The organism is Massilia norwichensis (assembly GCF_024753245.1).
GTDB lineage: Bacteria > Pseudomonadota > Gammaproteobacteria > Burkholderiales > Burkholderiaceae_D > Telluria > Telluria norwichensis.
On record NZ_JANUGX010000008.1, the window covers coordinates 1 to 23575 of the forward strand.

Consider the following 23575-nt stretch of genomic DNA (forward strand, 5'->3'; position numbering starts at 1 on the left):
AGACCAGGCCGAAGCCTGGTCCGAGTGACTGCGAGAGAGAACGACGCGATCAGAACTTGTAGGTCGCGGCCACCGACACGCGGCGGTACTGTGCTACGTAGCCGTCGCGCCAGGTGATCGGGTAGTCCTGTTCGAAGATGTTGTTGACGAACAGGCTCAGCTTCACGTGATCGATACCCGAGTAGGTCAGCGAGTAGTCGAAGGTGGTGTTGCTGCCGACATGGTTACAGGTAGCCATGTTCTCCGGTGCGACTTTCTGCGTGACGCAGTAGGTCGGCGACGAGTTGCTGTTGTTGCCCCAGCCGCTGTTGTAGTTCATGGTGATCGAGTGGTCGAAATCACCCTTCTTCATGAACAGCTTGGTCACGGTCTTCAGGCGCGATGCCGGGAAGTCGTAGAAGTCCCAGGTACCGGCGATGTTCTCGTCATACGCGTTCAGGGCCTGGCTGTAGTTCTGGTATTTCCAGACGTAGGAACCGTCGAGCTTCAGGCGGAAGTCGGTGTCCATGAACTTGAAGCGGCCCGATGCGTCGAAGTCGAAGCCCGAAACACGGGTACGGCCGCTGTTGACGTACGGGTTGTACACCAGGCCCAGTTGGCCAACGCCACCGTAGTTGATGGTGTTGTTCGGCGCGTACTTCTTCACCAGCGACAGGAACTCGTTGTCGTTGGCGGTGTTGTCGATACGGATCAGCTGGCCAGCCGGCAGGCTTGCCTCGCCTTTCAGGATGTCGGTCACGCCACGGGTGCCGATTTCGTTGCGGCGCTCGATGAAGTAGTAGTCGAGACCGGCGCTCCAGTTCTTGACCGGCTCCCAGACGGCGCCCAGGGTCACCGAACGCGAGATTTCCGGCTTCAGGTCGGGGTTCGACGACACGAAACTCGGCAGACCGGCCGAGCACTCCGCGTTGCGGAAGCTGTTGGCCTGCGCCTTGTCGGCGGTGGTTGCGCCGGCAGCGTTCTGCACCAGGGCGTTCAGCTGGTTGGCGACCGGGCAGCGGCGCAGGTCGTTGACGCCGGTGGCAACCGAGCTGCGGCCCAGGCCGTTACCGGATTCGACGATGTTCGGTGCGCGGAAGCCGCCCGATGCGGTGGCGCGCAGCAGCAGGCTGTCGTTGACAGTGTAGCGCAGGCCCAGCTTCGGCGACAGGTGGGCGTCGAAATCGCCGCTCTTGTCGGCGCGGATGGCCGCGTTCAGTTCCAGACCCTTCAGCAGCGGAACGTTTGCCTCGGTGAACAGCGCATATTCGTTGCGGGAATCGTCGACCTGCAGGCCGAACACACCGACCAGCTCACCACGCAGCACGTTGTCCGAGCTCTTCATCCAGTAGGCGTTCTGGCGGATGTCGGTGCCGAACGCAACATTCAGCGGACCGGCCGGCAGCTGGGCCACGGTGCCCGACACGGTCGCGTCGAAGAACTTGACCTTGGCTTCGCCTTCGGTGGTACGGACCGGGAACATCGATTCCAGCAGGGCTGCGTCGTTCTGCTTGCCGAACTGGTAAGTCTTGTTGACGATCGCGTTGGTGTAGCCGGTGGCGCTGACGGCGCGGGTGGCCTTGGTGGCGCTCGAGTGCGCGTAGCCCAGTGCCGATTTCCAGTCCCAGCCGCCGATGGTGCCGTCCAGTGCGAGCATGACGCGCTGCTGGTCGGAATCGGTGCGGTTGAAGTTGAAGCCGTTGCCGGTGTCCATCAGACGGGCACGGTACTCAGTCGGCGTGCTGTACGGGTTCATCGGGTGGCCGACCGGCAGTTTCGGGTACGAGAACGGGCCGACCATCTTGCCTGCGATCGCGTTGTACCAGACGCTCTGCGAGCTGGTGGCGCTGCCGTTGCTCATGCTGAACGGCGCCACGATGTATTCGCTGGTCTCGCCGGCGGTCGTGACCTCGAAGTTCGCGTTGATGTCCTTGCCGATGCGGAAGTGGGTGCTGCTGGCGATCGAGTGGCGCTTGTTGTCCGTGCGCAGACCGTTGTACGCGGTGGCATCCCACTTGCACAGCTTGTCGGCCGGATCGATGTCGGAAGCCGGGCAACCCGGTGCAGCGACGATGTTGGTGCTGCTCAGGAAGTAGTTACCGGTCGGCGAGAACGAGCTCTTCGCATCGTAGGTTGAGCGGCCCGGGGTCAGGCGGTGCCATGCCGGATAGAGTGCGGCCTGGTCGGCCTGGCTGTAGCCGTCGGTCTTGTAGGCTTCGGCGGTCAGGTAGGTGTTGAAGCCGTTCTTGTCGATGTCGCCGTAGCCCCAGATCGCCGAGAGGTTGCGGTTGCGCGCATCGTTGAAGTGCGGCGCTTCGCTGTACTGGCCCTTGATCTGGAAACCTTCGTAGTTGCTGCGCAGGATGATGTTGACCACGCCGGCAATCGCGTCGGAACCATAGATTGCCGAAGCGCCGTCCTTCAGGACTTCGATGCGCTCGATGGCGTCGCTGGCGATCGCATCCAGGTTGGTGAAGTTCTGCTGTGCGCCATCGGCCAGGCCATAAGGGGCGATGCGGCGGCCGTTGACCAGGATCAGGGTCGCAACCTTGCTCAGGCCGCGCATGCTGACGCCCGACGAACCGGTTGCGAAGCTGCCCGAGCTGGCGGAGGCCGAGCTGATGTCGGTGCTGATCGAGGAGGTGGCGGTGAGGATGCCCAGGGCCGTGGTCTGGCCGGTCTTTTCGATATCGTCGCGGGTCAGGATCTGGACCGCGCTGGCTGCTTCCGTGTCGGTGCGCTTGATGCTGGAGCCGGTGACTTCAACACGCTGCATCTTCGGTTCGGGCTGGTTAGCCTCTTGCGCAGCGACCAGAGCTGGAATGGCCAGGGTAACGGCCAGGGCCATGGCTTTCTTATTCAAGATACTTTTATGCTTCACAACTACTCCTGGGATGTAAATTTATAAGCGACCCGCGTGCTGTTCCGGTCGTCATGCCGGATGGCTACTCATTACGCGTACAAATACTGTTGCACAACATTGCACCTGTGCAAAGATGTAAATATGCGTTTACGAAATATTGCGTTGCTTTAAGTTACATCCGTTGGTTTTTTGATACAGTCTGTTACGTATGTGGCTGATTCTTGATCCTTGACGAAACGAAATTTTGTAAACGGCTGCGGCGAGGCAGGAAATTGCTGCGGTGCAGTATGGACAGGGAGAGGCGCATAAACAAAGGCCGCGCACGACTGCGGCAGGAAACCCCGGCTCCGCCCCGCGTCCGTGCCGGACGCGGATTCGATGCCCGTCAGCTCATGCAGGTATTCAAAAACAAAGCCCCACCGGCTTGCGTCGGCAGGGCTTTGGCGCAGTCGCTGCGCGACTGCTTAGTCAGCCGAATCGGAGAGCCCTTGCGCTTGCCAGCGCAAGGTCGCTGCGCCGGCTCGTCGCGGTGCGGCGAGAAACCCCGGCTCCGCCCCGCGTCCGTGCCGGACGCGGATTCGATGCCGTCAGCTCATGCAGGTATTCAAAAACAAAGGCCTCGTCAGCTTGCGCCGACGAGGCCTTTGTTTTTGAATACTGGTGGAGGCGGCGGGAATCGAACCCGCGTCCGCAAGCACTCTACAGACAGTTCTACATACTTAGCACTATCTTTTAATTTAACCAGCACAACGGGGATGTGCACCCTGTGTACTAGCGAGTTACCTAAAATTTCGGAAGCAAGCAAGTAACCCGCTTGAGTCCTAGCCTCTCTAAATGACTCTACTTGCCTTGCGGCCCACCCGAGAGGCGAGGTGGTGTAGAGCTAGCAGCGATTAGGCTGCGAGTGCGTACGAGTTATCGTTTGCAGTTATTGATTTCTGGATGTATTTACGAGGTAACCAGTCCTCGGTATGCCCTGCGCTGCTTTGCAACCCACGTCGAAACCAGGTCGCCCCCCAACGAAGAACCTCCATTGTATCGTAAATAGAGGCGGTGTGCAGTGATGCGGGTCTTTCGAGTCGTTCGTGACGGTTAACTTTCGAGAGACTTTTGTTGTCAAACCCGGACTATCATCTCGGCAGCTGGAGATTTCCGAATGACCGACAACGGAGCTCGAATGACTTGTATCGTCTGCGGTACCCCGCAAGCCGCCGGCTTGGCCGGCTGGCATGCGTCCTGCCACGAATGTGGGTATGAAAGCGCTGCTTTGCAAGGGGCGATCAATGAGGCCGAGGCCGGTGCGCGGCTCGACGAACAGGACCGCGAGCTGGGCCTGAAGGCCCTGCGCCAGGAGAATTTCCGGGAGATTGTCGCCCTCGCGCGGCAACTGGCCCGACCGGAGGCGAGCCGTCTGCTGGATGTCGGCTGTGCCCATGGCTGGTTCCTGGAAACAGCCCGCGAGCGCTTCGAGGTGCTCGGCATCGAGCCGGATGAGGCTGTCGGCGGACGCACGGCGGCGCGTGGCCTGCCGGTACGGGCGGGCTATTTCCCGCAGGCGCTGCAGCCCGGCGAAAGCTTCGACGTCATCGTCTTCAACGACGTCATCGAACATATTCCCGACATTCGCTCGGCGCTCGACGCCTGCCATGCGCGCCTGAACGAGGGTGGTCTGCTGATCCTGAATCTGCCCAACAGCGCCGGCTTCTTCTACCGCCTGTCCAAGGCCTTCGCGAAAGCCGGCTGGCGCAGCCCTTTCGAACGTTTGTGGCAGAAGGACCTGCCGTCGCCGCACGTCCACTATTTTCGTCCTGCCAACCTGACGCGCCTGGTGAGCAGGCACGGTTTCCGGTGCGTGCATTCGGGCGAGTTGCCCTCGCTGCGCGCGAAGGGCCTGCTGGAGCGCATGCGCTGCACCGGCAATATGGCCGGTCCCTCGCTCTACCTGCAGTATGCGGCCGTGCTGTGCACGATTCCGCTGCTGCGCCTGTTCCCGAGCGACATCATCGTCAGCGTTTTTCGTAAAACGTAGAACGTAAAAAGCCGCAGGACTCGCGCGCCTGCGGCTTCATTTCAAACGCTGAAAATCAACGGTTCGGGTTGTTGATCATCTGGTTGCCGATCATGCCGCCGCCGATGATGCCGGCCACGGTCGCCAGCTTCTTGCCGTTGCCGCCGCCGATCTGGTTGCCGATCAGGCCGCCGATGACGGCGCCGGTGCCGATGCCGACATAGTTCGGCTGCGGGGCCGGGCGCGGGGCCGGCGCGTAGTAATCGTTACGTGCATAGGTGTGGTGCACCACGGTGCGCGGCTTCGGCGCAGCCTGCTTGACCGGCACTTCCTTGATCACGGTTTCCTTGATCACCACTGGAGCCGGGGCAGGGGCGGCAGCGGCAACCGGGGCGGACTGGGCATACATGGCCGCGGCCGGCTGCGGGTAAGCGCCTTGCACCGGTTGTGCGTAGCCGATCGTCTGCGCCTGGACCGGCTGGGCATAGCCGACCGGCTGGCCCTGCACCGGCTGGACGTAGCCGGCGGCGGGCGCCGGTGCGCCGGCGTAGCCTGGCGCATAGCCGTTTTGCGAAGTCATCAGGGCAGCAGCTTGCGGCGACGGCGCGCTGTTCGAACTCGGCAGGACGCCGGTGATGGCGGCGGTGCCGACCAGGCTGACGACGATGACCGATGCGGCGGCGGCTGCCATCAGCGGGTGGATACGGTTGGTGGTGGTCTTGATCGCTTCCATGGTCTGCTCCTGAGGTATTGCGTTGTCCGATGGGAGTAGATTACTGATGGCGATCGTGGAGAACTAGACTGTACCCTGTATCAATCGTAAAGATATGTAAGCGTGCCCGACAAAGGCTCATGGCGGCGTTGCGCCGTCTCGCCGTACTAGCGTACTGTCTTCGACGGCGCGTCGGGTGGCCGCATCCCTTGCCCTGAGCCTTTGTTGGACACGCTTGATTAGGCTACGTGCGCAGCCTCGACCACCTCACGCAACAACTGCAGCAGTTGCAGCGGCGTCTCGAGCAGGTAGTCGGCGCCCCAGGTAGCGGGCGGAATGTCGCCGCAATAGCCCCAGCCGCAGGCCACCGTCACCATGCCGGCGGCGCGGCCGGCTTCGACGTCGCGCAGGTCGTCGCCGACATACCAGCAGGTTTCCGGCGGCAGGCCCAGCAGGCGTGCGCCTTCGAGCAGCGGAGCAGGGTGGGGCTTGGCGAAGCCGGTGGTGTCGCCGGAGACGATGCAGCCGGCGTGCGCCAGGCCGATCTGCGGGATCAGCGGGTCCGTGAAGCGCATCGGCTTGTTGGTGACCACGCCCCAGGCCATGCCGGCCTCTTCGATGCCCTTGAGCAGTTCCGGCACGCCGTCGAACAGCGTGGTCTCGACCGCCATGGCGGACTGGTAGCGGTCGAACCACTGCAGGCGCAGCGTTTCGTAGCCTTCATCGCCTGGTTGCAGGCCGAAGGCGGCGCCGATCATGCCGCGCGCGCCGGCCGAGGCCGTGGGCCGCAGCACCGCATAGGGCGTCGGTTCGAGGCCGCGCTCGGTGCGCAGCCAGTTGACGGCGGCGGCCAGGTCGGGCGCGGTATCGGCCAGCGTGCCGTCGAGGTCGAACAGGACGGCGCGCGGGGCGGGCAGGCGGGAAGGAAAAGTCATGCGGCTTCGTGGGTACGGATTACAGAGGCTTGGTACAGGCGACCATGTAGTTGACGTCGGTGTCCTGGTTCAGCGAATAGATCTTGGTGAGCGGGTTGTAGCTCAGGCCCTTCATACCGTCGAGCTGCAGGCCGGCGGCACGGATGAAGCCGGACAGCTCGGCCGGGGTGATGAACTTGGCGTAGTCGTGGGTACCGCGCGGCAGCATGCGCAGCACGTACTCGGCGCCGATCACCGCGAACAGGTAGGACTTCGGATTGCGGTTCAGGGTCGAGAAGAACACGTGGCCGCCCGGCTTCACGAGCGCGGCCGCGGCGCGCACGATGGCGGCCGGATCGGGAACGTGCTCGAGCATCTCCATGCAGGTGACGACGTCGAACTGGCCCGGTTCCTCGGCAGCCATGTCTTCAGCCGCGATGAGCTTGTAGCGCACCTCCATGCCGGATTCCAGGCTGTGCAGGTCGGCCACTTTCAGCGCCTTCTTGGACAGGTCGATGCCGGTCACCTTGGCGCCCTTGCGCGCCATCGACTCGGATAGCACCCCGCCGCCGCAGCCGATGTCGATCACGTTCTTGCCGCTGAGCGGCACGCGCGCGTTGATCCACTCGAGGCGCAGCGGATTGATCTCGTGCAGCGGACGGAACTCGGACGTCGGGTCCCACCAGCGGTGAGCCAGTTCGCTGAATTTCTGGATTTCCAAAGGGTCGGCGTTGGCCGCCATCGTCGGTTCGGTAGTCATAGGTCGGAATAATAACGGAAATGCCGCGGTGCTACGGTTTAGCTGGCGAAAAAAAACCCCGCCGAAGCGGGGTCATTGGCAGGCGGCGAGGCTTACTGCTGCTGGGTGCTGCGGGTACCGACCACTTCGATTTCCACGCGGCGGTTCTTGGCACGGCCGGCGGCGGTCTTGTTGTCGGCCACAGGCTGCTTCTCGCCCTTGCCTTCGGTGTAGATGCGGTTCGATTCCACGCCCTTGCTCTGCAGGTAGGCCTTGACGGCTTCAGCGCGGCGGACCGACAGCTTCTGGTTGTAGGCATCGGTACCGACCGAGTCGGTGTGGCCGACGGCGATGATGACTTCCAGGTTGATGTCTTTCAGCTTCGAGGTCAGGTCATCCAGCGATGCCTTGCCAGCCGGCTTCAGCACGGCCTTGTCGAAGTCGAAGAAGGCGTCAGCCGAGTAGCTCACTTTTTCCGAGGTCGGGACCGGAGCCGGTGCCGGGGCAGGTGCCGGAGCAGGTGCCGGGGCTTCGACGACCGGCGGCGGCGGCGGGGCGACGCACTTGCCGTTTTCCAGCTTCTCAGGCGGCACGCACAGCGGCGCGTCGCAACCCGGGACCGCGTCGGCCGGGGTCCAGTAGCCGGTACGCCAGCACAGGCCGAAAGGATTGCGCGCGATCACGCCGCGGGCATCCTGCACGTAAGCGCTATAGGGCTTCGGCGCCTGGATGTCGGTCGTCAGCGGCGCATACGGCGGTGCGCTCTGCGCGAAAGCGCTGCCGGCCATCGCTGCCGAAGCTGCGAGCATGAGGGTTGCCAATTTTTTCATATTTTTTCTTCCTTTCGGTAAATCTTAAGCGGGCACGTAGGCAGAATATTAACATCCGCATAGACGTGTCTGTTTCGCATTGTGAAACATGCAATTAACTTCTCGGCCATTTTGCCACATACGCTACATCCGCACGACCGCAGGGGGTGCATTTGCCCTGCATGAGATTTGTCGCGTTGTTTCTGCGCAACAACGTGTCGTGAACAGTTCGCAAGCTTGACGAAAGTTTATGACAGGCATGTGTCAAGAATCGCAATTGTGCACACTCTTGCCGTGCTGACCTTGCTTTCAAAATCGGCTGCTGATATATGGCGCGCGTGGTAAAATCATGAGCTTAGGAATTCAAATTTACTGCTGAAAAAAGCCGACCCGCCAATGGATCAATTCGCAAAAGAAACAATTCCAATTTCCTTGGAAGAAGAGATGCGCAAGAGCTACCTCGATTACGCGATGAGCGTGATCGTGGGCCGTGCTCTGCCGGATGCGCGCGACGGTCTCAAGCCGGTGCACCGCCGCGTGCTGTTCGCGATGCACGAGATGAACAACGTGTGGAACCGCCCGTACCTGAAGTGTGCGCGTGTGGTCGGCGAGACCATGGGTAAATTCCACCCGCACGGCGACGCCTCGATCTACGACACCCTGGTGCGCATGGCGCAGGACTTCTCGCTGCGCTACACGCTGGTGGACGGGCAGGGCAACTTCGGTTCCATCGACGGCGACAGCGCCGCGGCGATGCGTTATACCGAGTGCCGCCTCGACAAGATTTCCCAGGAACTGCTGGCCGACATCGACAAGGACACCGTCGACTTCCAGCCGAACTACGACGGTAAGGAAAAGGAACCGACCGTCCTGCCGACCCGCATCCCGAACCTGCTGGTGAACGGCTCCTCGGGCATCGCGGTCGGCATGGCGACCAACATCCCGCCGCACAACCTGTCCGAAGTCATCAACGGCGCGCTCCACGTGCTGAAGAACCCGGACTGCTCGATCGACGAACTGATCGAACTGATCCCGGCGCCGGACTTCCCGACCGCCGGCATCATCTACGGCGTGTCCGGCGTGCGCGATGGTTACCGCACCGGCCGCGGCCGCGTGGTGATGCGCGCCAAGACCCACTTCGAAGAGTACGGCAAGGACGGCGGCCGCGTGGCCATCATCGTCGACGAGCTGCCGTACCAGGTGAACAAGAAGTCGCTGCTCGAGCGCATCGCCGAGAACGTGCGCGACAAGAAGCTGGAAGGCATCTCCGACATCCGCGACGAGTCCGACAAGTCGGGCATGCGCGTGGTGATCGAGCTGAAGCGCGGCGAAGTGCCGGAAGTGGTGCTGAACAACCTGTACAAGCAGACTCAGCTGCAAGACACCTTCGGCATGAACATGGTGGCGCTGGTCAACGGCCAGCCGAAGCTGCTGAACCTCAAGCAGATGCTCGAGAGCTTCCTGTCGCACCGTCGTGAAGTCGTTACCCGCCGCACCGTGTTCGAGCTGCGCAAGGCGCGCGAACGCGGGCACATGTTAGAGGGTCTCGCTGTTGCGCTGGCGAACATCGACGAGTTCATCGCCATCATCAAGGCTGCGCCGACCCCGCCGGTCGCCAAGGTCGAGCTGATGCAGCGCACCTGGGATTCGTCGCTGGTGCGCGAGATGCTGAACCGCACCGAAACCGGCGCCGCCGGCGGCATCGAAGCCTTCCGTCCGGAGCACCTGCCGAAGCACTACGGCATGCAGGCCGACGGCATGTACCGTCTGTCGGACGAGCAGACCCAGGAAATCCTGCAGATGCGTCTGCAGCGCCTGACCGGCCTCGAGCAGGACAAGATCGTCAACGAGTACAAAGAGGTGATGGCTCACATCGCCGACCTGCTCGACATCCTGGCCAAGCCGGAGCGCGTCACCGCGATCATCGTCGACGAAATGTCGCAGATCAAGGCCGACTACACCGAGAACGGCAAGGACAGCCGCCGCTCGGCCATCGAGCACAACGCCAGCGACCTCGAAACCGAAGACCTGATCACGCCGCAGGACATGGTGGTGACCCTGTCGCACACCGGTTACATGAAGTCGCAGCCGATCTCGGAATACCGTGCGCAGAAGCGCGGCGGCCGCGGCAAGCAGGCGATGGCGACCAAGGACGAGGACTGGATCGACCAGCTGTTCATCGCCAACACCCACGACTACATCCTGTGCTTCAGCAACCGCGGCCGGATGTACTGGCTGAAGGTGTGGGAAGTGCCGCAGGGCTCGCGCAACTCGCGCGGTAAACCCATCGTGAACATGTTCCCGCTGCAGGATGGCGAGAAGATCACGGTGGTGCTGCCGCTGTCGGGCGAAAACTCGAGCTTCCCGGAAGACCACTACGTCTTCATGGCGACCAGCCTGGGCACCGTCAAGAAGACCCCGCTGAAGGACTTCAGCAACCCGCGCAAGGCCGGCATCATCGCCGTCGACCTGGACGAGGGCGACTTCCTGATCGGCGCCGCACTGACCGACGGCAAGCACGACGTGATGCTGTTCTCGGACGCCGGCAAGGCCGTGCGCTTCGACGAGAACGACGTGCGCCCGATGGGCCGTACCGCGCGCGGCGTGCGCGGCATGAACCTGGAAGAAGGCCAGAACGTGATCGCGCTGCTGGTGGCCGAGAACGAGCAGCAGTCCGTGCTCACCGCCACCGAGAACGGCTTCGGCAAGCGTACCCCGATCATGGAGTACACCCGCCACGGCCGCGGCACCAAGGGCATGATCGCGATCCAGACCACCGAGCGTAACGGCAAGGTGGTGGCCGCGACCCTGGTGAACGACACCGACGAAATCATGCTGATCACGACCGGCGGCGTGCTGATCCGCACCCGCGTGGCCGAGATCCGCGAGATGGGCCGCGCGACCCAGGGCGTGACCCTGATCGCGGTGGAAGACGGCACCAAGCTGTCCGGCCTGCAGCGCGTGGTCGAGAGCGACGTCGACGAAGTGGAACTGGAGCCGGCGCCGGAATAAGCAGCACCCGTCTCCCTTGAAACGGCCCCTGCAGCGATGCACGGGCCGTTTTTCTTTTGGCGCTTTGCTGCAATGCGGCGAAAAATCTCCCCGCTTGAGGATTTTTTGCAAGTTTCGTGCGAAAATCGAGTTCCCCGTCCATGAGGAACCTCCATGAAAAAGCATCTCGCCGCCGTCGCTTCCGCCTTCGCTTTCAGCCTGGTGCCGATGTTTGCGTATGCAGCGCCGGTGGTCGATCCGGCTGCCATCGAGGCCAGCCGGCAGCTGATGGAGGTGATGAAGTATCGCGAGCTGGTGATCATGTCCTTGCAGCAGGCAGAGAAACAATTGCCTGCGCAAATGAAATCCGTGATGACCGGAATGGTCGAGAACGATACGACGATGAGCGCCGAGCAGAAAAAGGCCGCGCTGGCGAAAGTCGATGCGTCGACCCCGGCGATCGCCAAGCAGGCGCATGCACTGTATGCCGACCCGAGCCTGGTCGACGACATCGTTTCGGAAACCCTGCCCCTGTATGCCCGGACCTACACGGTGGATGAGCTCAAGCAGATGGTCGTCCTGTATCGTTCGCCTCTGGGTCAGAAGATGCTGGCCACGATGCCGCAGTTGTTGGCCGAATGCGCCGAGATTTCCAACCGCGTCATGATGCCGCGGATCCAGAAAACGATGTCGCAGCTGGTGCTGACCCTGAGCAGTAACTGAGAGGTGCGACCAGTGACCCAGGTATTCAATTTTTCCGCCGGCCCGGCCGTCCTCCCGAAAGAAGTCCTGCAGCAGGCCGCCAGCGAGATGCTCGACTGGCACGGCAGCGGCATGTCCGTGATGGAGATGAGCCATCGCGGCCCCGAATTCATCTCGATCTACCAGCAGGCCGAAGCCGACCTGCGCGAACTGCTGAACGTCCCCGCCAACTATAAAATCCTGTTCATGCAGGGTGGGGGACTGGGGCAAAATTCGCTGGTCCCGCTGAACCTGGCGGGCCGCAAGGCTCAACCGGCCACCATCGACTTCGTGCAGACCGGTTCCTGGTCCAGCAAGTCGATCAAGGAAGCGGCGCGTTATGCGAAGGTGAACGTGGCGGCCTCCGGCGAAGCGGGCGGCTTCACTACCGTGCCGCCGCAGGAATCCTGGCGCCTCAGCGACGATGCCGCCTACCTGCACGTCTGCACCAACGAAACCATCGACGGCGTCGAATTCAATTTCGTGCCGACCGTGCAAGGCGCTCATGGGCGTGATGTGCCGCTGGTGGCCGACATGTCCTCGCACATCCTGTCGCGCGTGATCGACGTCTCGAAGTACGGCGTGATCTTCGCCGGCGCCCAGAAGAACATCGGTCCGGCCGGCCTGACCCTGCTAATCGTGCGCGAAGACCTGCTGGACTGCGCGCTGCCGATCTGCCCGGGCGTCTTCAATTGGCGCGCGGTGGCCGATGCCGACTCCATGCTGAACACACCGCCGACCTACGCAATTTACATTGCCGGCCTGGTGTTCGCCCACCTGAAGCGGCTGGGCGGCGTGGCGGCGATGGAGCAGCGCAATATCGAAAAAGCGCGCCTGCTGTATGCCGCGCTGGACGCCGACGATTTCTACCGGAATCGCGTGGCGCCGGAATGCCGTTCGCGCATGAACATACCGTTCTACCTGCGCGACGAATCCCTGAACGACCAATTCCTGGCCGGCGCCAAGGCGCGCGGGCTGCTGCAACTGAAGGGCCACAAGTCCGTCGGCGGTATGCGGGCATCGATCTATAACGCGATGCCGATCGAGGGCGTGCAAGCCCTGGTCGATTATTTGAACGAGTTTGCCGGGCGCTAACCCGTCGTTCCCGCGCAGGCGGGAACCCAGGTTTGTCAAGCAGTCGAGATGCTGGCAGCACTTGGATTCCCGCCTTCGCGGGAATGACGTCCGTAAGGCCGCGAACATAATCATGAGCAAACAATGACAGACAAACTCCAACCCCTGCGCGAACAGATCGATGCGATCGACGCGCAAATCCTCGAACTTCTGAGCCGCCGCGGTAAAGTGGCGCAGGAAGTCGGCCACGTGAAGGCTGAGACCAACGCGCCGGTGTTCCGCCCCGAGCGCGAAGCGCAAGTCCTGCGCAAGGTCGCCGACAACAATCCCGGTCCGCTGAAGGACCAGGACGTGCAGACCATCTTCCGCGAGATCATGTCGTCCTGCCGCGCGCTGGAAAAGCGCGTCACGGTCGCCTTCCTCGGCCCCACCGGCACCTTCAGCGAGCAGGCCGTGTTCCAGCATTTCGGCAGCGCCGTCGAAGGCTTGCCCTGCGTCTCGATCGACGAAGTGTTCCGCGCCACCGAGGCCGGCACCGCCGACTACGGCGTGGTCCCGGTCGAGAACTCGTCCGAAGGCGCGATCAACCGCACCCTCGACCTGATGCTGGCCACCACCGCCATCATCAGCGGCGAAGTCTCGATCCCGGTCCACCATAGCCTGATGAGCAGCACCGGCAGCATGGAAGGCGTGAAGGTCGTGTGCGCGCATTCGCAGGCGCTGGCCCAGTGCCAGGCCTGGCTCAACCTGCATCACCCGAACATCGAGCGCCGCGCCGTCGCCTCGAATGCCGAGGCGGCGGTGATGGCCAGCCAGGACCCGAGCGTGGCCGCGATCGCCAGCGAGATGGCGGGCGAGCAGTACAAGCTGGGCGTGGTGCAGGCCCACATCCAGGACGATCCGCACAACCGCACGCGCTTTGCCGTGATCGGCCGCCAGGCTGCCGGTCCGTCGGGCCAGGACCGCACCTCGCTGGTGCTGGCGGTGCCGAACAAGGCCGGTGCCGTCTACAATCTGCTGGCGCCGCTGGCCAGCCACGGCGTGTCGATGACGCGCTTCGAATCGCGCCCGGCCCGTATCGGCACCTGGGAATACTATTTCTATGTCGACGTCGAAGGCCACCTGCAGGATGCGCCGGTTGCGCGCGCCCTCGACGAGCTGAAAACCAACGCCGCCTTTTTCAAGGTCCTCGGTTCCTACCCGGTTGGTTTGTAGTGGAACCTCGAATAACCTACTGCGCGGGCACATTTCCGGCCTGCGATGCTCGCCGTACCGGATGTACGGCTGCGCTTCTCGGCCAGAACTGAGCCCTGCTCGCTACGGTTCTTCGAGGCCCTGTTAAGCTAACTAATTACAGAATTAACTCAGAGAGAAATCATGTCGCAATTCGGTCCCGATTACGTCCGCGCCATCGCCCCTTACCAGGCCGGCAAACCCATCTCCGAAGTCGCCCGCGAGTTCGGCCTGGATGAAGCCAATATCGTCAAGCTGGCATCCAACGAGAACCCCTTCGGCGTGCCGGAATCGGCCAGGCAGGCGATGGTGCAGGCCGCCGCCGAGCTGGGTCGCTATCCGGACGCCAACGGCTTCGAGCTGAAGGCCGCGCTGTCCCAGCGCTACGACGTGCCGGCCGACTGGATCACCCTCGGCAACGGCTCCAACGACATCCTCGAGATCGCCGCCCACGCCTTCGTGCAGAAGGGCCAGTCGGTGATGTATGCGCAGTATTCGTTCGCGGTGTACGCGCTGGCCGCCCAGGGCGTCGGCGCACGCGGCATCGTGGTGCCGGCCAGGGACTATGGCCACGACCTCGACGCCATGGCCGCCGCCATCGAAGACGACACCCGCCTGATCTACATCGCCAATCCGAACAACCCGACCGGTACCTTCATTTCGGCGCCCGAGATCGAAGCCTTCCTGGCCAAGGTGCCGCCAAGCGTGGTGGTGGTGCTGGACGAGGCCTACAACGAATACCTGGAGCAGAAGGACCAGTTCGAGTCGACCCAGTGGGTGCGCAAGTTCCCCAACCTGATCGTCTCGCGCACCTTCTCGAAGGCCTATGGCTTGGCCGGCCTGCGCGTCGGCTTCGCGATCGCCCAGCCGGCGGTGACGGACCTGATGAATCGCATTCGCCAGCCGTTCAACGTCAACTCGCTGGCCCAGGCCGCCGCCATCGCCGCGCTGAACGACAAGGACTTCCTGCAGAAGGGCTTCGAGAACAACCGCGCCGGCTACCGGCAACTGACCGCCGCCTTCGATGAACTGAAGCTCGAGTACGTGCCTTCGCATGGCAACTTCGTGCTGGTGAGGGTTGGCGACGATGACGGTGCCGGCGCGCGCGTGAACATCGCCTTGCTGAAGCAGGGCGTGATCGTGCGCCCGGTCGGTGCCTACGGCCTGCCGCAGTGGCTGCGCATCTCGATCGGCCTGCCGGAAGAGAACGCGCGTTTCATTGAAGCGCTGAAGCAGGCGCTCGGCTGATGGCGGGCCCGGTCGCGTTCGACAAGCTTGTCGTCGTCGGCGTCGGCCTGATCGGCGGGTCGTTTGCGCTGGGCTTGAAGGCGGCCGGCGCGGTCGGCACCGTGGTCGGGCTCGAACGCTCGGGCGAGGCGCTGGCGCGCGCGCTCGAACTGGGCATCGTCGACCAGGCCTGCACCCTGCCTGCGCAGGCGCTGCGCGGCGCCGACCTGGTGCTGATCGCGGCCCCGGTCGCGCAGACCCCGGCCATCCTGCGCGATCTGCTGCCCTGGCTGGAGCCGGACACCATCGTCACCGATGCCGGCAGCACCAAGTCGGACGTGGTCGCCAACGCCCGCGCCGTGCTCGGCGAGCGCATTCGCCAGTTCGTCCCGGGCCACCCGATCGCCGGGCGCGAGTCGAACGGTCCGGACGCGGCCATCCCCGACCTCTACCGCGGCAAGAAGACCGTGCTCACGCCGCTGCCGGAAAATTTGGCGGCCGACGTCGAGCGCGTCGCCGCGGCCTGGCGCCTGTGCGGCGCCATCATCCACACCCTCACGCCGGGCGAGCACGACAAGGTATTCGCCGCGGTCAGCCATTTACCGCACCTGCTGGCGTATGCGCTGGTCGACGACATCGCCAACAAGGCGCATGCCGATCTGCTGTTCCAGTACGCCGCCAGCGGCTTTCGCGACTTCACGCGCATCGCCGGCTCGTCGCCGGAAATGTGGCGCGACATCAGCCTGGCGAACCGCGACGCGCTGCTCGGCGAGCTGGATGCCTATCTGGCACAATTAAACGGCTTGCGTGCGCGCCTGGCCGCCGCCGACGGCGCCGCACTGGAGTCCGTCTACGGCAACGCCCAGCGTGCGCGGCGCGCCTGGATCGAAGCGATCGAGGCCGCCGAAAAACCGCCTGCCCAGGAATCAGGAACAGAATGAGTCAAGCTAAACCTCAGTTAAAACATTTTCCGGAACACATCGACCTCGAACCCGTGATGCACGTGGAAGGCAGCGTACGCCTGCCGGGCTCGAAGAGCATCTCCAACCGCACGCTGCTGCTGGCCGCGCTCAGCGAGGGCACGACCACCATCCACGACCTGCTGGCCTCGGACGATACCCTGGTCATGCTGGGCGCGCTGCAAAAGCTCGGCATCCGCTGGGAGCAGCTCGACGAGCGCACCCACGTCGTGCACGGCGCGGGCGGGGCGCTGCCCATCCATGAGGCCGACCTCTTCATGGGCAATGCCGGCACCGCGATCCGTCCGTTGACGGCGGCCCTGGCCGTGATCGGCGGCGACTACACGCTGCATGGCGTGCAGCGCATGCACGAACGCCCGATCGGCGATCTGGTCGATGCCCTGAACGCGGTCGGCGCTCAGATCGACTACACCGGCACGCCCGGCTACCCGCCGCTGCGCATCCGCCGCGGCCACATCGTTGCCTCCCGCATGTCGGTGCGCGGCAACGTGTCGAGCCAGTTCCTGACCGCGCTCCTGATGGCGGCGCCGCTGATGGCGAAAGACCATCCGGTGACGATCGAGGTGGAAGGGGAGTTGATCTCCAAGCCCTACATCGAGATCACGCTGAACCTGATGCGCCGCTTCGGCGTGACGGTCGAGCAGGACGGCTGGTCTGCCTTCACGGTGCAGCCGGGCCAGCGCTACCGTACGCCCGGCAGCATCCACGTGGAGGGCGACGCCTCTTCGGCCTCCTACTTCCTGGCGGCCGGCGCGATCGCCGGCGGGCCGGTGCGGGTCGAGGGTGTGGGCCGCGACAGCATCCAGGGCGACGTGCGCTTTGCGGACGCACTCGAGCAGATGGGCGTGACCATCACGCGCGGCGACACCTGGATCGAAGCGCGCTCGAACGGCGTGTTGAAAGCGATCGACGCCGACTTCAACCACATTCCCGACGCCGCCATGACCATCGCCGTGGCCGCGCTGTATGCCGACGGCACCAGCACGCTGCGCAACATTGCCAGCTGGCGCGTGAAGGAAACCGACCGCCTGGCCGCCATGGCGACCGAGCTGCGCAAGGTCGGCGCGACCGTGGAGGAGGGCGCGGATTACCTGCGCGTGACGCCGCCCGCCGAACTTCAGCCGGCCACCATCGACACCTACGACGACCACCGGATGGCGATGTGCTTCTCGCTGGCCTCGCTGGACGGCAAGGCGCGCCGCGGCAACGCCATGCGGATCAACGATCCGAAATGCGTGGCCAAGACTTTCCCGGATTATTTCGAAACGTTTGCCGGGATCGCCAAAACCGATCTATTCTGACGGTTTCGTATCAATCAACGCGTGGGCACGGGGTGTCCACCCTACGTTTCGGTGGGGTGGCATCCCGTGCCCTCGCACGATCTATCGCATCACACATCAATGCCCAATTCAACTATCCCTGTCATCACCATCGACGGTCCGACCGCGTCCGGCAAGGGCACGGTGGCCCATCGCGTCGCCGATCACCTCGGCTTTCACCTGCTGGATTCCGGCGCCCTGTACCGCCTGACCGCGTTGTCGGCGCTGCGCCGCGGCACGAATCTGACGGACGAGCATGCCGTCGCCAAGGTGGCCGAGCACCTGCCGGCGCGCTTCAACGGCGGCCACATCTACCTGGGCACCGAAGATGTCAGCCATGCCATCCGCGCCGAGGAAGTCGGCAACATGGCCTCGAAAATCGCCGCGCTGCCGAGCGTGCGCCAGGCCTTGTTTGCCCTGCAACTGGGCTTTCGCGAGACGCCCGGCCTGGTGGCCGACGGGCGTGACATGGGCACCGTGATCTTTCCTGGTGCGAAATGCAAGGTGTTCCTGACCGCAAGTGTTGAGGCACGTGCGCAACGCCGGTATAAGCAATTGATTGACAAAGGATTTTCTGCTAATATGGACGATCTGCTGGAAGATTTGCAGTCCCGCGATGCGCGCGATACCCAGCGCGCCGTGGCACCGCTGGTCCCGGCAGAGGGTGCGCATATCCTCGATACCTCGAATATGTCCGTCGATGAGGCGGTCGCCAGGGTGCTCGACTGGTACGCGCACAGCTAGTGGTGCCCGGGCGTGTGCCCGGGTGTGTTTCAACCTGACCCAGTTCAGAAGGCATATCGCCGTTCTGCTGGCTAACCTTTCAAAAACTCATGGCTACTGCAGCAAATCAAGATACCGGTATGGAAAGCTTCGCAGCACTCTTCGAAGAGTCGCTGTCGCGTCAAGACATGCGTTCGGGCGAAGTCATCTCGGCCGAAGTCGTGCGTCTGGATCACAACTTCGTGATCGTCAACGCAGGCCTGAAGTCGGAAGCTTTCATCCCGGTCGAAGAATTCAAGAATGACCAGGGCGAACTGGAAGTCCAGATTGGCGACTTCGTTTCCGTGGCCATCGAATCGCTGGAAAACGGTTTCGGCGATACCATCCTGTCGCGCGACAAGGCCAAGCGCCTGGCATCGTGGCTGGCTCTGGAAAAAGCAATGGAGTCGGGCGAGATCGTCACCGGCACCGTCAATGGCAAAGTCAAGGGCGGCCTGACCGTCCTGACCAACGGCATCCGCGCATTCCTGCCGGGTTCGCTGGTCGACACCCGTCCGGTCAAGGACACCACCCCGTTCGAAGGCAAGACCCTCGAATTCAAGGTCATCAAGCTGGACCGCAAGCGTAACAACGTCGTGCTGTCGCGTCGCGCCGTCATCGAAGCATCGATGGGCGAAGAGCGTGCGAAGCTGATGGAAACGCTGAAAGAAGGCACCGTGGTCACCGGCGTCGTCAAGAACATCACCGACTACGGTGCGTTCGTCGACCTGGGCGGCATCGACGGCCTGCTGCACATCACCGACCTGGCATGGCGTCGTGTGCGTCACCCGTCGGAAGTCCTGACCGTCGGCCAGGAAATCACCGCCAAGGTCCTGAAGTACGATCAGGAAAAGAACCGCGTTTCGCTGGGCGTGAAGCAGCTGGGCGACGATCCGTGGACCGGTCTGTCGCGTCGCTACCCGCAAGGCACCCGCCTGTTCGGCAAGGTCACCAACCTGACCGACTACGGTGCGTTCGTTGAAGTCGAGCAGGGCATCGAAGGCCTGGTGCACGTCTCGGAAATGGACTGGACCAACAAGAACGTCGCTCCGAACAAAGTTGTCCAGCTGGGCGACGAAGTCGAAGTCATGGTTCTGGAAATCGACGAAGAGCGTCGTCGTATCTCGCTGGGCATGAAGCAGTGCAAGGCGAATCCGTGGGACGACTTCGGCATGACCCACAAGAAGGGCGACAAGGTCAAGGGTTCGATCAAGTCGATCACCGACTTCGGCGTGTTCATCGGCCTGCCGGGCAACATCGACGGTCTGGTGCACCTGTCCGACCTGTCCTGGACCGAAGCCGGCGAAGAAGCCGTGCGTCGCTTCAAGAAGGGCGACGAGCTGGAAGCCGTGGTTCTGGCCATCGACGTCGAGCGCGAGCGTGTTTCGCTGGGCGTGAAGCAGCTGGAAGGCGACCCGTTCAACAACTTCGCTTCGCTGAACGACAAGGGCACCCTGGTCACCGGCACCGTGAAGTCGGTTGAGCCGAAAGGCGCCGTGATCGCGCTGAACGACGAAGTCGAAGGCTACCTGCGCGCTTCGGAAATCTCGCGTGACCGCGTTGAAGATGCCGGCACCCACCTGAAAGTGGGCGACAAGGTCGAAGCCCTGGTCATCAACATCGATCGCAAAGCTCGCAGCATCCAGCTGTCGATCAAGGCGAAAGACAATGCCGACACCCAGGAAGCCATGCAGAAGCTGGCTTCGGACAACAGCGCTGCTTCCGGCACCACCTCGCTGGGCGCACTGCTGAAGGCCAAGTTCGACAACAAAGGCTAATAACCTGGAAAAGCGCAGATGACCAAGTCCGAGCTGATCAACCGCCTGGCCGAGCGTTACTCTCAGCTGGTGGCCAAAGATGCGGAATACGCTGTCAAGACCATCCTCGATGCGATGACCAACGCCCTGGCGACCGGCCAGCGCATCGAGATCCGCGGTTTCGGCAGCTTCGCGCTGAACAGCCGACCGCCCCGCATCGGACGCAATCCGAAGTCCGGCGACAAGGTGATGGTGCCCGAAAAGCGGGTGCCCCACTTCAAGCCGGGCAAGCAGTTGCGTGAGCGGGTCGACGCGATGGTCGGGCAACCGATCATCGAAGACTGAGTCGTCTGCCGTCCGGCAGGCAGAAACGGCGTCTCTTCGGAGATGCCGTTTTTTTTCGCCTGCGGCTTCAATACGTCATTCCCGCGCAGGCGGGAATCCAAGTTTGGCGATATGCCACGAACTTGGGTCCCCGCCTTCGCGGGGACGACGGCTTTGGCCGTCGTTTTGAAAACTCCTCCCAAATATGCGACACTTCGCCTTTGACGTGTTTCCTGACAGGACCTAATGAGATGAAGATCGTTTCCGCCATCCTCGGATGCATCCTGTTCGTCCTCTTTTTCGGCTTCGCCCTCAAGAACACCGACCAGGTGGACCTGCATTTTTTCCTCGGTTATGAATTGCGCGGCCCGCTGGTGCTGATGCTGTTAGCCTTCTTCATCGCCGGCGCCTTCCTCGGCATCCTGGCCGTGACGCCGACCGTGTTCCGTCACCGCCGCGAAAGCTCCCAGCACAAGAACACCATCCAGGCCCTGCAGAGCGCCGCCGGTACCGCTGCCAGCGCCCCGCAACCCGACAGCGTCACGCCCCGCTAAGCTGTCTCTAACAGAACAAGAATCACATGGAATTTGAAATCTGGTGGCTGCTCGGCATCCCCGTCTTTTTTGCCCTCGGCTGGATCGCCGCCCGCGTCGACATCAAGCAGCTCGTCTCCGAATCGCGCAGTCTGCCGCGCGGCTACTTCAAGGGCCTGAACTTCCTTCTCAACGAGCAGCCCGACAAGGCGATCGACGCCTTCATCGAGATCGTCAAGCTCGATCCTGAAACGGCCGAGATGCACTTTGCGCTCGGCAACCTGTTCCGCCGCCGCGGCGAGACCGAGCGCGCCATCCGCGTCCACCAGAACCTGCTGTCGCGCCCGGACCTGCCGATCGAGCAGCAGGTGCACGCCCAGTACGAACTCGGCATGGACTACCTGAAGGCCGGCCTGCTGGACCGCGCCGAGGAAACCTTCAATTTGCTGGTCGACACGCAGTATGGCGTGCAGGCCCGCCGCGCACTGCTGGAGATCTTCCAGCGCGAAAAGGAATGGCGCCGCGCGATCGCCGCCGCGGAAGGCCTGCAGGAATCCGGCGCCGGCGCCCAGCACAAGGAAATCGCCCAGTTCTATTGCGAGCTGGCCCAGGATGCGCTGGTCCACATGCAGCCGGCCGACGCCATGCAATTGCTCGATAAAGCCCTGCAGGCCGACCGCAAGAGCGTGCGCGCGACCATGCTGTACGGCGATGCCCAGACCGCCCAGGGCGACATCGAAGGCGCGCTGAAGACCTGGCGCCGCGTCGAGCAGCAGAGCGTGCCGCACGTGGCCCTGGTCGCTGCCCGCCTGATGGACGGCTACCGCAAGGTCGGCCGGGCGCAGGAAGGCGTCAACCTGCTGCGTTCCTATCTCGCGGAAGCATCGTCCATTGATCTGATCGAGGTCGTGTTCAAGGCTGTGATCGAACTGAACGGCGTCGACGCTGCCAAACAACTGGTGGTCGAAGAACTGCGCCGCAACCCGACCCTGCTGGGCCTGGACAAGCTGCTCGAAGCGCGCCTGATGGATGCGCCGGCGAATGTCTGGGAAGAATTGTCGATGGTGAAGAACCTGGTCCACGGCTATACGCAGAAGCTGGCGCGCTACCAGTGCAGCCACTGCGGTTTCAAGGCGCGCCAGTACTACTGGCAATGCCCGGGTTGCAGCAAGTGGGAAACCTACCCGCCGCGCCGCACCGAAGAACTGAATGTCATGAATTGATGAACTGAGAAAATGAAGATTACGATTATCGGCACCGGCTACGTCGGTCTTGTTACCGGCGCCTGCCTGGCGGAACTGGGCAACGATGTGTTCTGCCTCGACGTCGACCAGCGCAAGATCGACCTGCTCAACAACGGCGGCATCCCCATCCACGAACCCGGCCTGGAAGAAGTCGTCGCGCGTAACCGCGCCGCCGGCCGCCTGCATTTCTCGACCGATGTCGCCGCCAGCGTGGCCCATGGCCAGCTGCAGTTCATCGCCGTCGGCACGCCGCCGGACGAAGACGGCTCCGCCGACCTGCAATACGTGCTGGCCGCCGCGCGCAGCATCGGCCGCCACATGGATGGCTTCAAGGTCATCGTCGACAAGTCGACCGTGCCGGTGGGCACCGCCGACCGCGTCGCCGCCGCGATCCGCGAAGAGCTGGCCGCGCGTGGCGTGCAGCCGGAGTTCACCGTGGTGTCGAATCCGGAATTCCTGAAAGAGGGCGCCGCCGTCGAGGACTTCATGCGTCCGGACCGCATCGTCATCGGCCACGACGATACGCCGAGCGGCCAGCGCGCGCGCGAGCTCATGAAGCTGCTGTACGCGCCCTTCAACCGCAATCACGAGCGCACCTACTGGATGGACGTGCGCTCGGCCGAGTTCACGAAATATGCCGCCAACGCCATGCTGGCGACCCGCATCTCGTTCATGAACGAACTGGCCAACCTGGCCGACAAGGTTGGCGCCGACATCGAGGCGGTACGCCACGGCATCGGCTCCGACCCGCGCATCGGCCACAGCTTCCTGTACGCCGGCGCCGGCTATGGCGGTTCCTGCTTCCCCAAGGACGTGCAGGCGATCGAGCGCACCGCGCGCCAGTACAACCAGGACCTGCTGATCCTGAGCGCCGTGGAAGCCGTCAACGAGCGCCAGAAGCATGTGCTGGGCCGCAAGGTCGTGGCGCGCTTCGGCGAAGACCTGGCTGGCCGCCGTTTCGCGGTCTGGGGCCTGGCCTTCAAGCCGAACACCGACGACATGCGCGAAGCGCCGTCGCGCGTGCTGCTGCAGGAGCTGATCGAACGCGGCGCCACCGTCGCCGTGCACGACCCGGTCGCGATGCATGAAGCGAAGCGGGTGCTGGCACTGGACCTGGGCGACGACAAGCTGGCGCGCATCGAGTTCAGCGAATCGCCGATGGACGCGCTGACGGGCGCCGAGGCACTGGTGATCGTCACCGAATGGAAGGCCTTCCGCAGCCCGGACTTCGAGCAGATCAAGGCGCGCCTGAAGCAGCCGGTGATCATCGACGGCCGCAACCTGTACGAACCGGCCCTGATGACCAGCCTGGGCATCGAATACCACGGCATCGGCCGTTCGGTCCTGACCAGCAAGTGAGGGGAGA

Annotated in this window: 19 protein-coding genes and 1 other RNA gene; 14 read left to right on the forward strand and 6 right to left on the reverse strand. The window is 63.3% G+C overall.

All coding sequences use genetic code 11. The features are described from left to right. Window positions 1–49: 49 nt before the first annotated feature. Together NX782_RS08500 and ssrA are read right to left on the reverse strand one after the other, a co-directional pair. Entirely contained in the window at window positions 50–2842 is a 2793-nt protein-coding gene (locus tag NX782_RS08500; RefSeq protein ID WP_258845018.1) for a TonB-dependent receptor plug domain-containing protein, read from the reverse strand. A gap of 658 nt (window positions 2843–3500) precedes the next feature. After that, window positions 3501–3859: a transfer-messenger RNA gene (gene ssrA / locus NX782_RS08505) on the reverse strand. Between the two features lie 160 nt (window positions 3860–4019). Here ssrA and NX782_RS08510 point away from each other — a divergent pair. Then, entirely contained in the window at window positions 4020–4871 is an 852-nt protein-coding gene (locus NX782_RS08510) for a class I SAM-dependent methyltransferase (RefSeq protein ID WP_258845019.1), read from the forward strand. Window positions 4872–4926: 55 nt separating this feature from the next. Here NX782_RS08510 and NX782_RS08515 read toward each other — a convergent pair whose 3' ends face one another. From NX782_RS08515 to ompA, 4 genes are all read right to left on the reverse strand, one after another. Further along, entirely contained in the window at window positions 4927–5583 is a 657-nt protein-coding gene (locus NX782_RS08515; RefSeq protein WP_258845170.1) for a glycine zipper 2TM domain-containing protein, read from the reverse strand. A 218-nt stretch (window positions 5584–5801) separates the two neighbouring features. Then, the gene (locus NX782_RS08520; protein ID WP_258845020.1) at window positions 5802–6497 is read right to left on the reverse strand and encodes an HAD family hydrolase; all 696 of its coding nucleotides are present in this window, start codon (window positions 6495–6497) and stop codon (window positions 5802–5804) included. 19 nt (window positions 6498–6516) lie between these two features. Next, window positions 6517–7236, reverse strand: coding sequence for a bifunctional 2-polyprenyl-6-hydroxyphenol methylase/3-demethylubiquinol 3-O-methyltransferase UbiG (gene ubiG, locus NX782_RS08525; RefSeq protein ID WP_502572701.1), 720 nt, complete (start codon window positions 7234–7236; stop codon window positions 6517–6519). Between the two features lie 92 nt (window positions 7237–7328). Next, a complete protein-coding gene (gene ompA / locus NX782_RS08530; RefSeq protein ID WP_308632876.1) occupies window positions 7329–8045 on the reverse strand; it encodes an outer membrane protein OmpA in 717 nt (238 codons plus the stop codon). A 375-nt stretch (window positions 8046–8420) separates the two neighbouring features. On the opposite strand from ompA, the gene gyrA reads away from it, so the two are divergent. The 13 genes from gyrA to NX782_RS08595 all read left to right on the forward strand — a co-directional run bounded on the left by gyrA (window position 8421) and on the right by NX782_RS08595 (window position 23568). Beyond that, on the forward strand, window positions 8421–11036 hold the full coding sequence (gene gyrA / locus NX782_RS08535; protein WP_258845021.1) for a DNA gyrase subunit A: 2616 nt from the start codon (window positions 8421–8423) through the stop codon (window positions 11034–11036). Window positions 11037–11189: 153 nt separating this feature from the next. After that, window positions 11190–11738, forward strand: coding sequence for a DUF2059 domain-containing protein (locus NX782_RS08540; protein WP_258845022.1), 549 nt, complete (start codon window positions 11190–11192; stop codon window positions 11736–11738). A 12-nt stretch (window positions 11739–11750) separates the two neighbouring features. Further along, on the forward strand, window positions 11751–12851 hold the full coding sequence (gene serC, locus NX782_RS08545; RefSeq protein ID WP_258845023.1) for a 3-phosphoserine/phosphohydroxythreonine transaminase: 1101 nt from the start codon (window positions 11751–11753) through the stop codon (window positions 12849–12851). Window positions 12852–12974: 123 nt separating this feature from the next. Then, complete coding sequence (gene pheA, locus NX782_RS08550; protein ID WP_258845024.1) at window positions 12975–14045, forward strand: prephenate dehydratase; 1071 nt, start codon at window positions 12975–12977, stop codon at window positions 14043–14045. Window positions 14046–14207: 162 nt separating this feature from the next. Further along, the gene (gene hisC, locus NX782_RS08555; RefSeq protein ID WP_308632877.1) at window positions 14208–15311 is read left to right on the forward strand and encodes a histidinol-phosphate transaminase; all 1104 of its coding nucleotides are present in this window, start codon (window positions 14208–14210) and stop codon (window positions 15309–15311) included. Further along, window positions 15311–16231 carry a prephenate dehydrogenase gene (locus NX782_RS08560; RefSeq protein WP_258845025.1) on the forward strand — a complete coding sequence of 307 codons (921 nt, stop codon included), beginning with the start codon at window positions 15311–15313 and terminating at the stop codon, window positions 16229–16231. Before hisC ends, NX782_RS08560 begins: the two co-directional genes overlap by 1 nt. Beyond that, on the forward strand, window positions 16228–17571 hold the full coding sequence (aroA, locus tag NX782_RS08565; protein WP_258845026.1) for a 3-phosphoshikimate 1-carboxyvinyltransferase: 1344 nt from the start codon (window positions 16228–16230) through the stop codon (window positions 17569–17571). Before NX782_RS08560 ends, aroA begins: the two co-directional genes overlap by 4 nt. A 99-nt stretch (window positions 17572–17670) precedes the next feature. Beyond that, a complete protein-coding gene (cmk, locus tag NX782_RS08570) occupies window positions 17671–18333 on the forward strand; it encodes a (d)CMP kinase (RefSeq protein WP_258845027.1) in 663 nt (220 codons plus the stop codon). Window positions 18334–18422: 89 nt separating this feature from the next. After that, a complete protein-coding gene (gene rpsA / locus NX782_RS08575; RefSeq protein WP_258845028.1) occupies window positions 18423–20129 on the forward strand; it encodes a 30S ribosomal protein S1 in 1707 nt (568 codons plus the stop codon). An 18-nt stretch (window positions 20130–20147) separates the two neighbouring features. Further along, window positions 20148–20453 carry an integration host factor subunit beta gene (locus tag NX782_RS08580; RefSeq protein WP_008446215.1) on the forward strand — a complete coding sequence of 102 codons (306 nt, stop codon included), beginning with the start codon at window positions 20148–20150 and terminating at the stop codon, window positions 20451–20453. A gap of 230 nt (window positions 20454–20683) precedes the next feature. Then, the gene (locus NX782_RS08585) at window positions 20684–20986 is read left to right on the forward strand and encodes a LapA family protein (protein WP_230027580.1); all 303 of its coding nucleotides are present in this window, start codon (window positions 20684–20686) and stop codon (window positions 20984–20986) included. A 26-nt stretch (window positions 20987–21012) separates the two neighbouring features. Continuing rightward, window positions 21013–22188, forward strand: coding sequence for a lipopolysaccharide assembly protein LapB (gene lapB / locus NX782_RS08590; RefSeq protein WP_258845029.1), 1176 nt, complete (start codon window positions 21013–21015; stop codon window positions 22186–22188). Window positions 22189–22200: 12 nt separating this feature from the next. Then, a complete protein-coding gene (locus NX782_RS08595) occupies window positions 22201–23568 on the forward strand; it encodes a UDP-glucose dehydrogenase family protein (RefSeq protein ID WP_258845030.1) in 1368 nt (455 codons plus the stop codon). Window positions 23569–23575: the final 7 nt, after the last annotated feature.

What these genes read in the sequence shown, in the direction of transcription:
- pheA (WP_258845024.1), top strand. Translation starts at nt 12,975, where the DNA reads ATGACAGACAAACTCCAACCCCTGCGCGAACAGATCGATGCGATCGAC.
- ubiG (WP_502572701.1), bottom strand. Translation starts at nt 7,236, where the DNA reads ATGACTACCGAACCGACGATGGCGGCCAACGCCGACCCTTTGGAAATC.
- aroA (WP_258845026.1), top strand. Translation starts at nt 16,228, where the DNA reads ATGAGTCAAGCTAAACCTCAGTTAAAACATTTTCCGGAACACATCGAC.
- NX782_RS08515 (WP_258845170.1), bottom strand. Translation starts at nt 5,583, where the DNA reads ATGGAAGCGATCAAGACCACCACCAACCGTATCCACCCGCTGATGGCA.
- NX782_RS08520 (WP_258845020.1), bottom strand. Translation starts at nt 6,497, where the DNA reads ATGACTTTTCCTTCCCGCCTGCCCGCCCCGCGCGCCGTCCTGTTCGAC.
- NX782_RS08510 (WP_258845019.1), top strand. Translation starts at nt 4,020, where the DNA reads ATGACTTGTATCGTCTGCGGTACCCCGCAAGCCGCCGGCTTGGCCGGC.
- NX782_RS08595 (WP_258845030.1), top strand. Translation starts at nt 22,201, where the DNA reads ATGAAGATTACGATTATCGGCACCGGCTACGTCGGTCTTGTTACCGGC.
- gyrA (WP_258845021.1), top strand. Translation starts at nt 8,421, where the DNA reads ATGGATCAATTCGCAAAAGAAACAATTCCAATTTCCTTGGAAGAAGAG.
- rpsA (WP_258845028.1), top strand. Translation starts at nt 18,423, where the DNA reads ATGGCTACTGCAGCAAATCAAGATACCGGTATGGAAAGCTTCGCAGCA.
- hisC (WP_308632877.1), top strand. Translation starts at nt 14,208, where the DNA reads ATGTCGCAATTCGGTCCCGATTACGTCCGCGCCATCGCCCCTTACCAG.
- ompA (WP_308632876.1), bottom strand. Translation starts at nt 8,045, where the DNA reads ATGAAAAAATTGGCAACCCTCATGCTCGCAGCTTCGGCAGCGATGGCC.
- lapB (WP_258845029.1), top strand. Translation starts at nt 21,013, where the DNA reads ATGGAATTTGAAATCTGGTGGCTGCTCGGCATCCCCGTCTTTTTTGCC.
- NX782_RS08560 (WP_258845025.1), top strand. Translation starts at nt 15,311, where the DNA reads ATGGCGGGCCCGGTCGCGTTCGACAAGCTTGTCGTCGTCGGCGTCGGC.
- NX782_RS08585 (WP_230027580.1), top strand. Translation starts at nt 20,684, where the DNA reads ATGAAGATCGTTTCCGCCATCCTCGGATGCATCCTGTTCGTCCTCTTT.
- NX782_RS08580 (WP_008446215.1), top strand. Translation starts at nt 20,148, where the DNA reads ATGACCAAGTCCGAGCTGATCAACCGCCTGGCCGAGCGTTACTCTCAG.
- cmk (WP_258845027.1), top strand. Translation starts at nt 17,671, where the DNA reads ATGCCCAATTCAACTATCCCTGTCATCACCATCGACGGTCCGACCGCG.
- NX782_RS08540 (WP_258845022.1), top strand. Translation starts at nt 11,190, where the DNA reads ATGAAAAAGCATCTCGCCGCCGTCGCTTCCGCCTTCGCTTTCAGCCTG.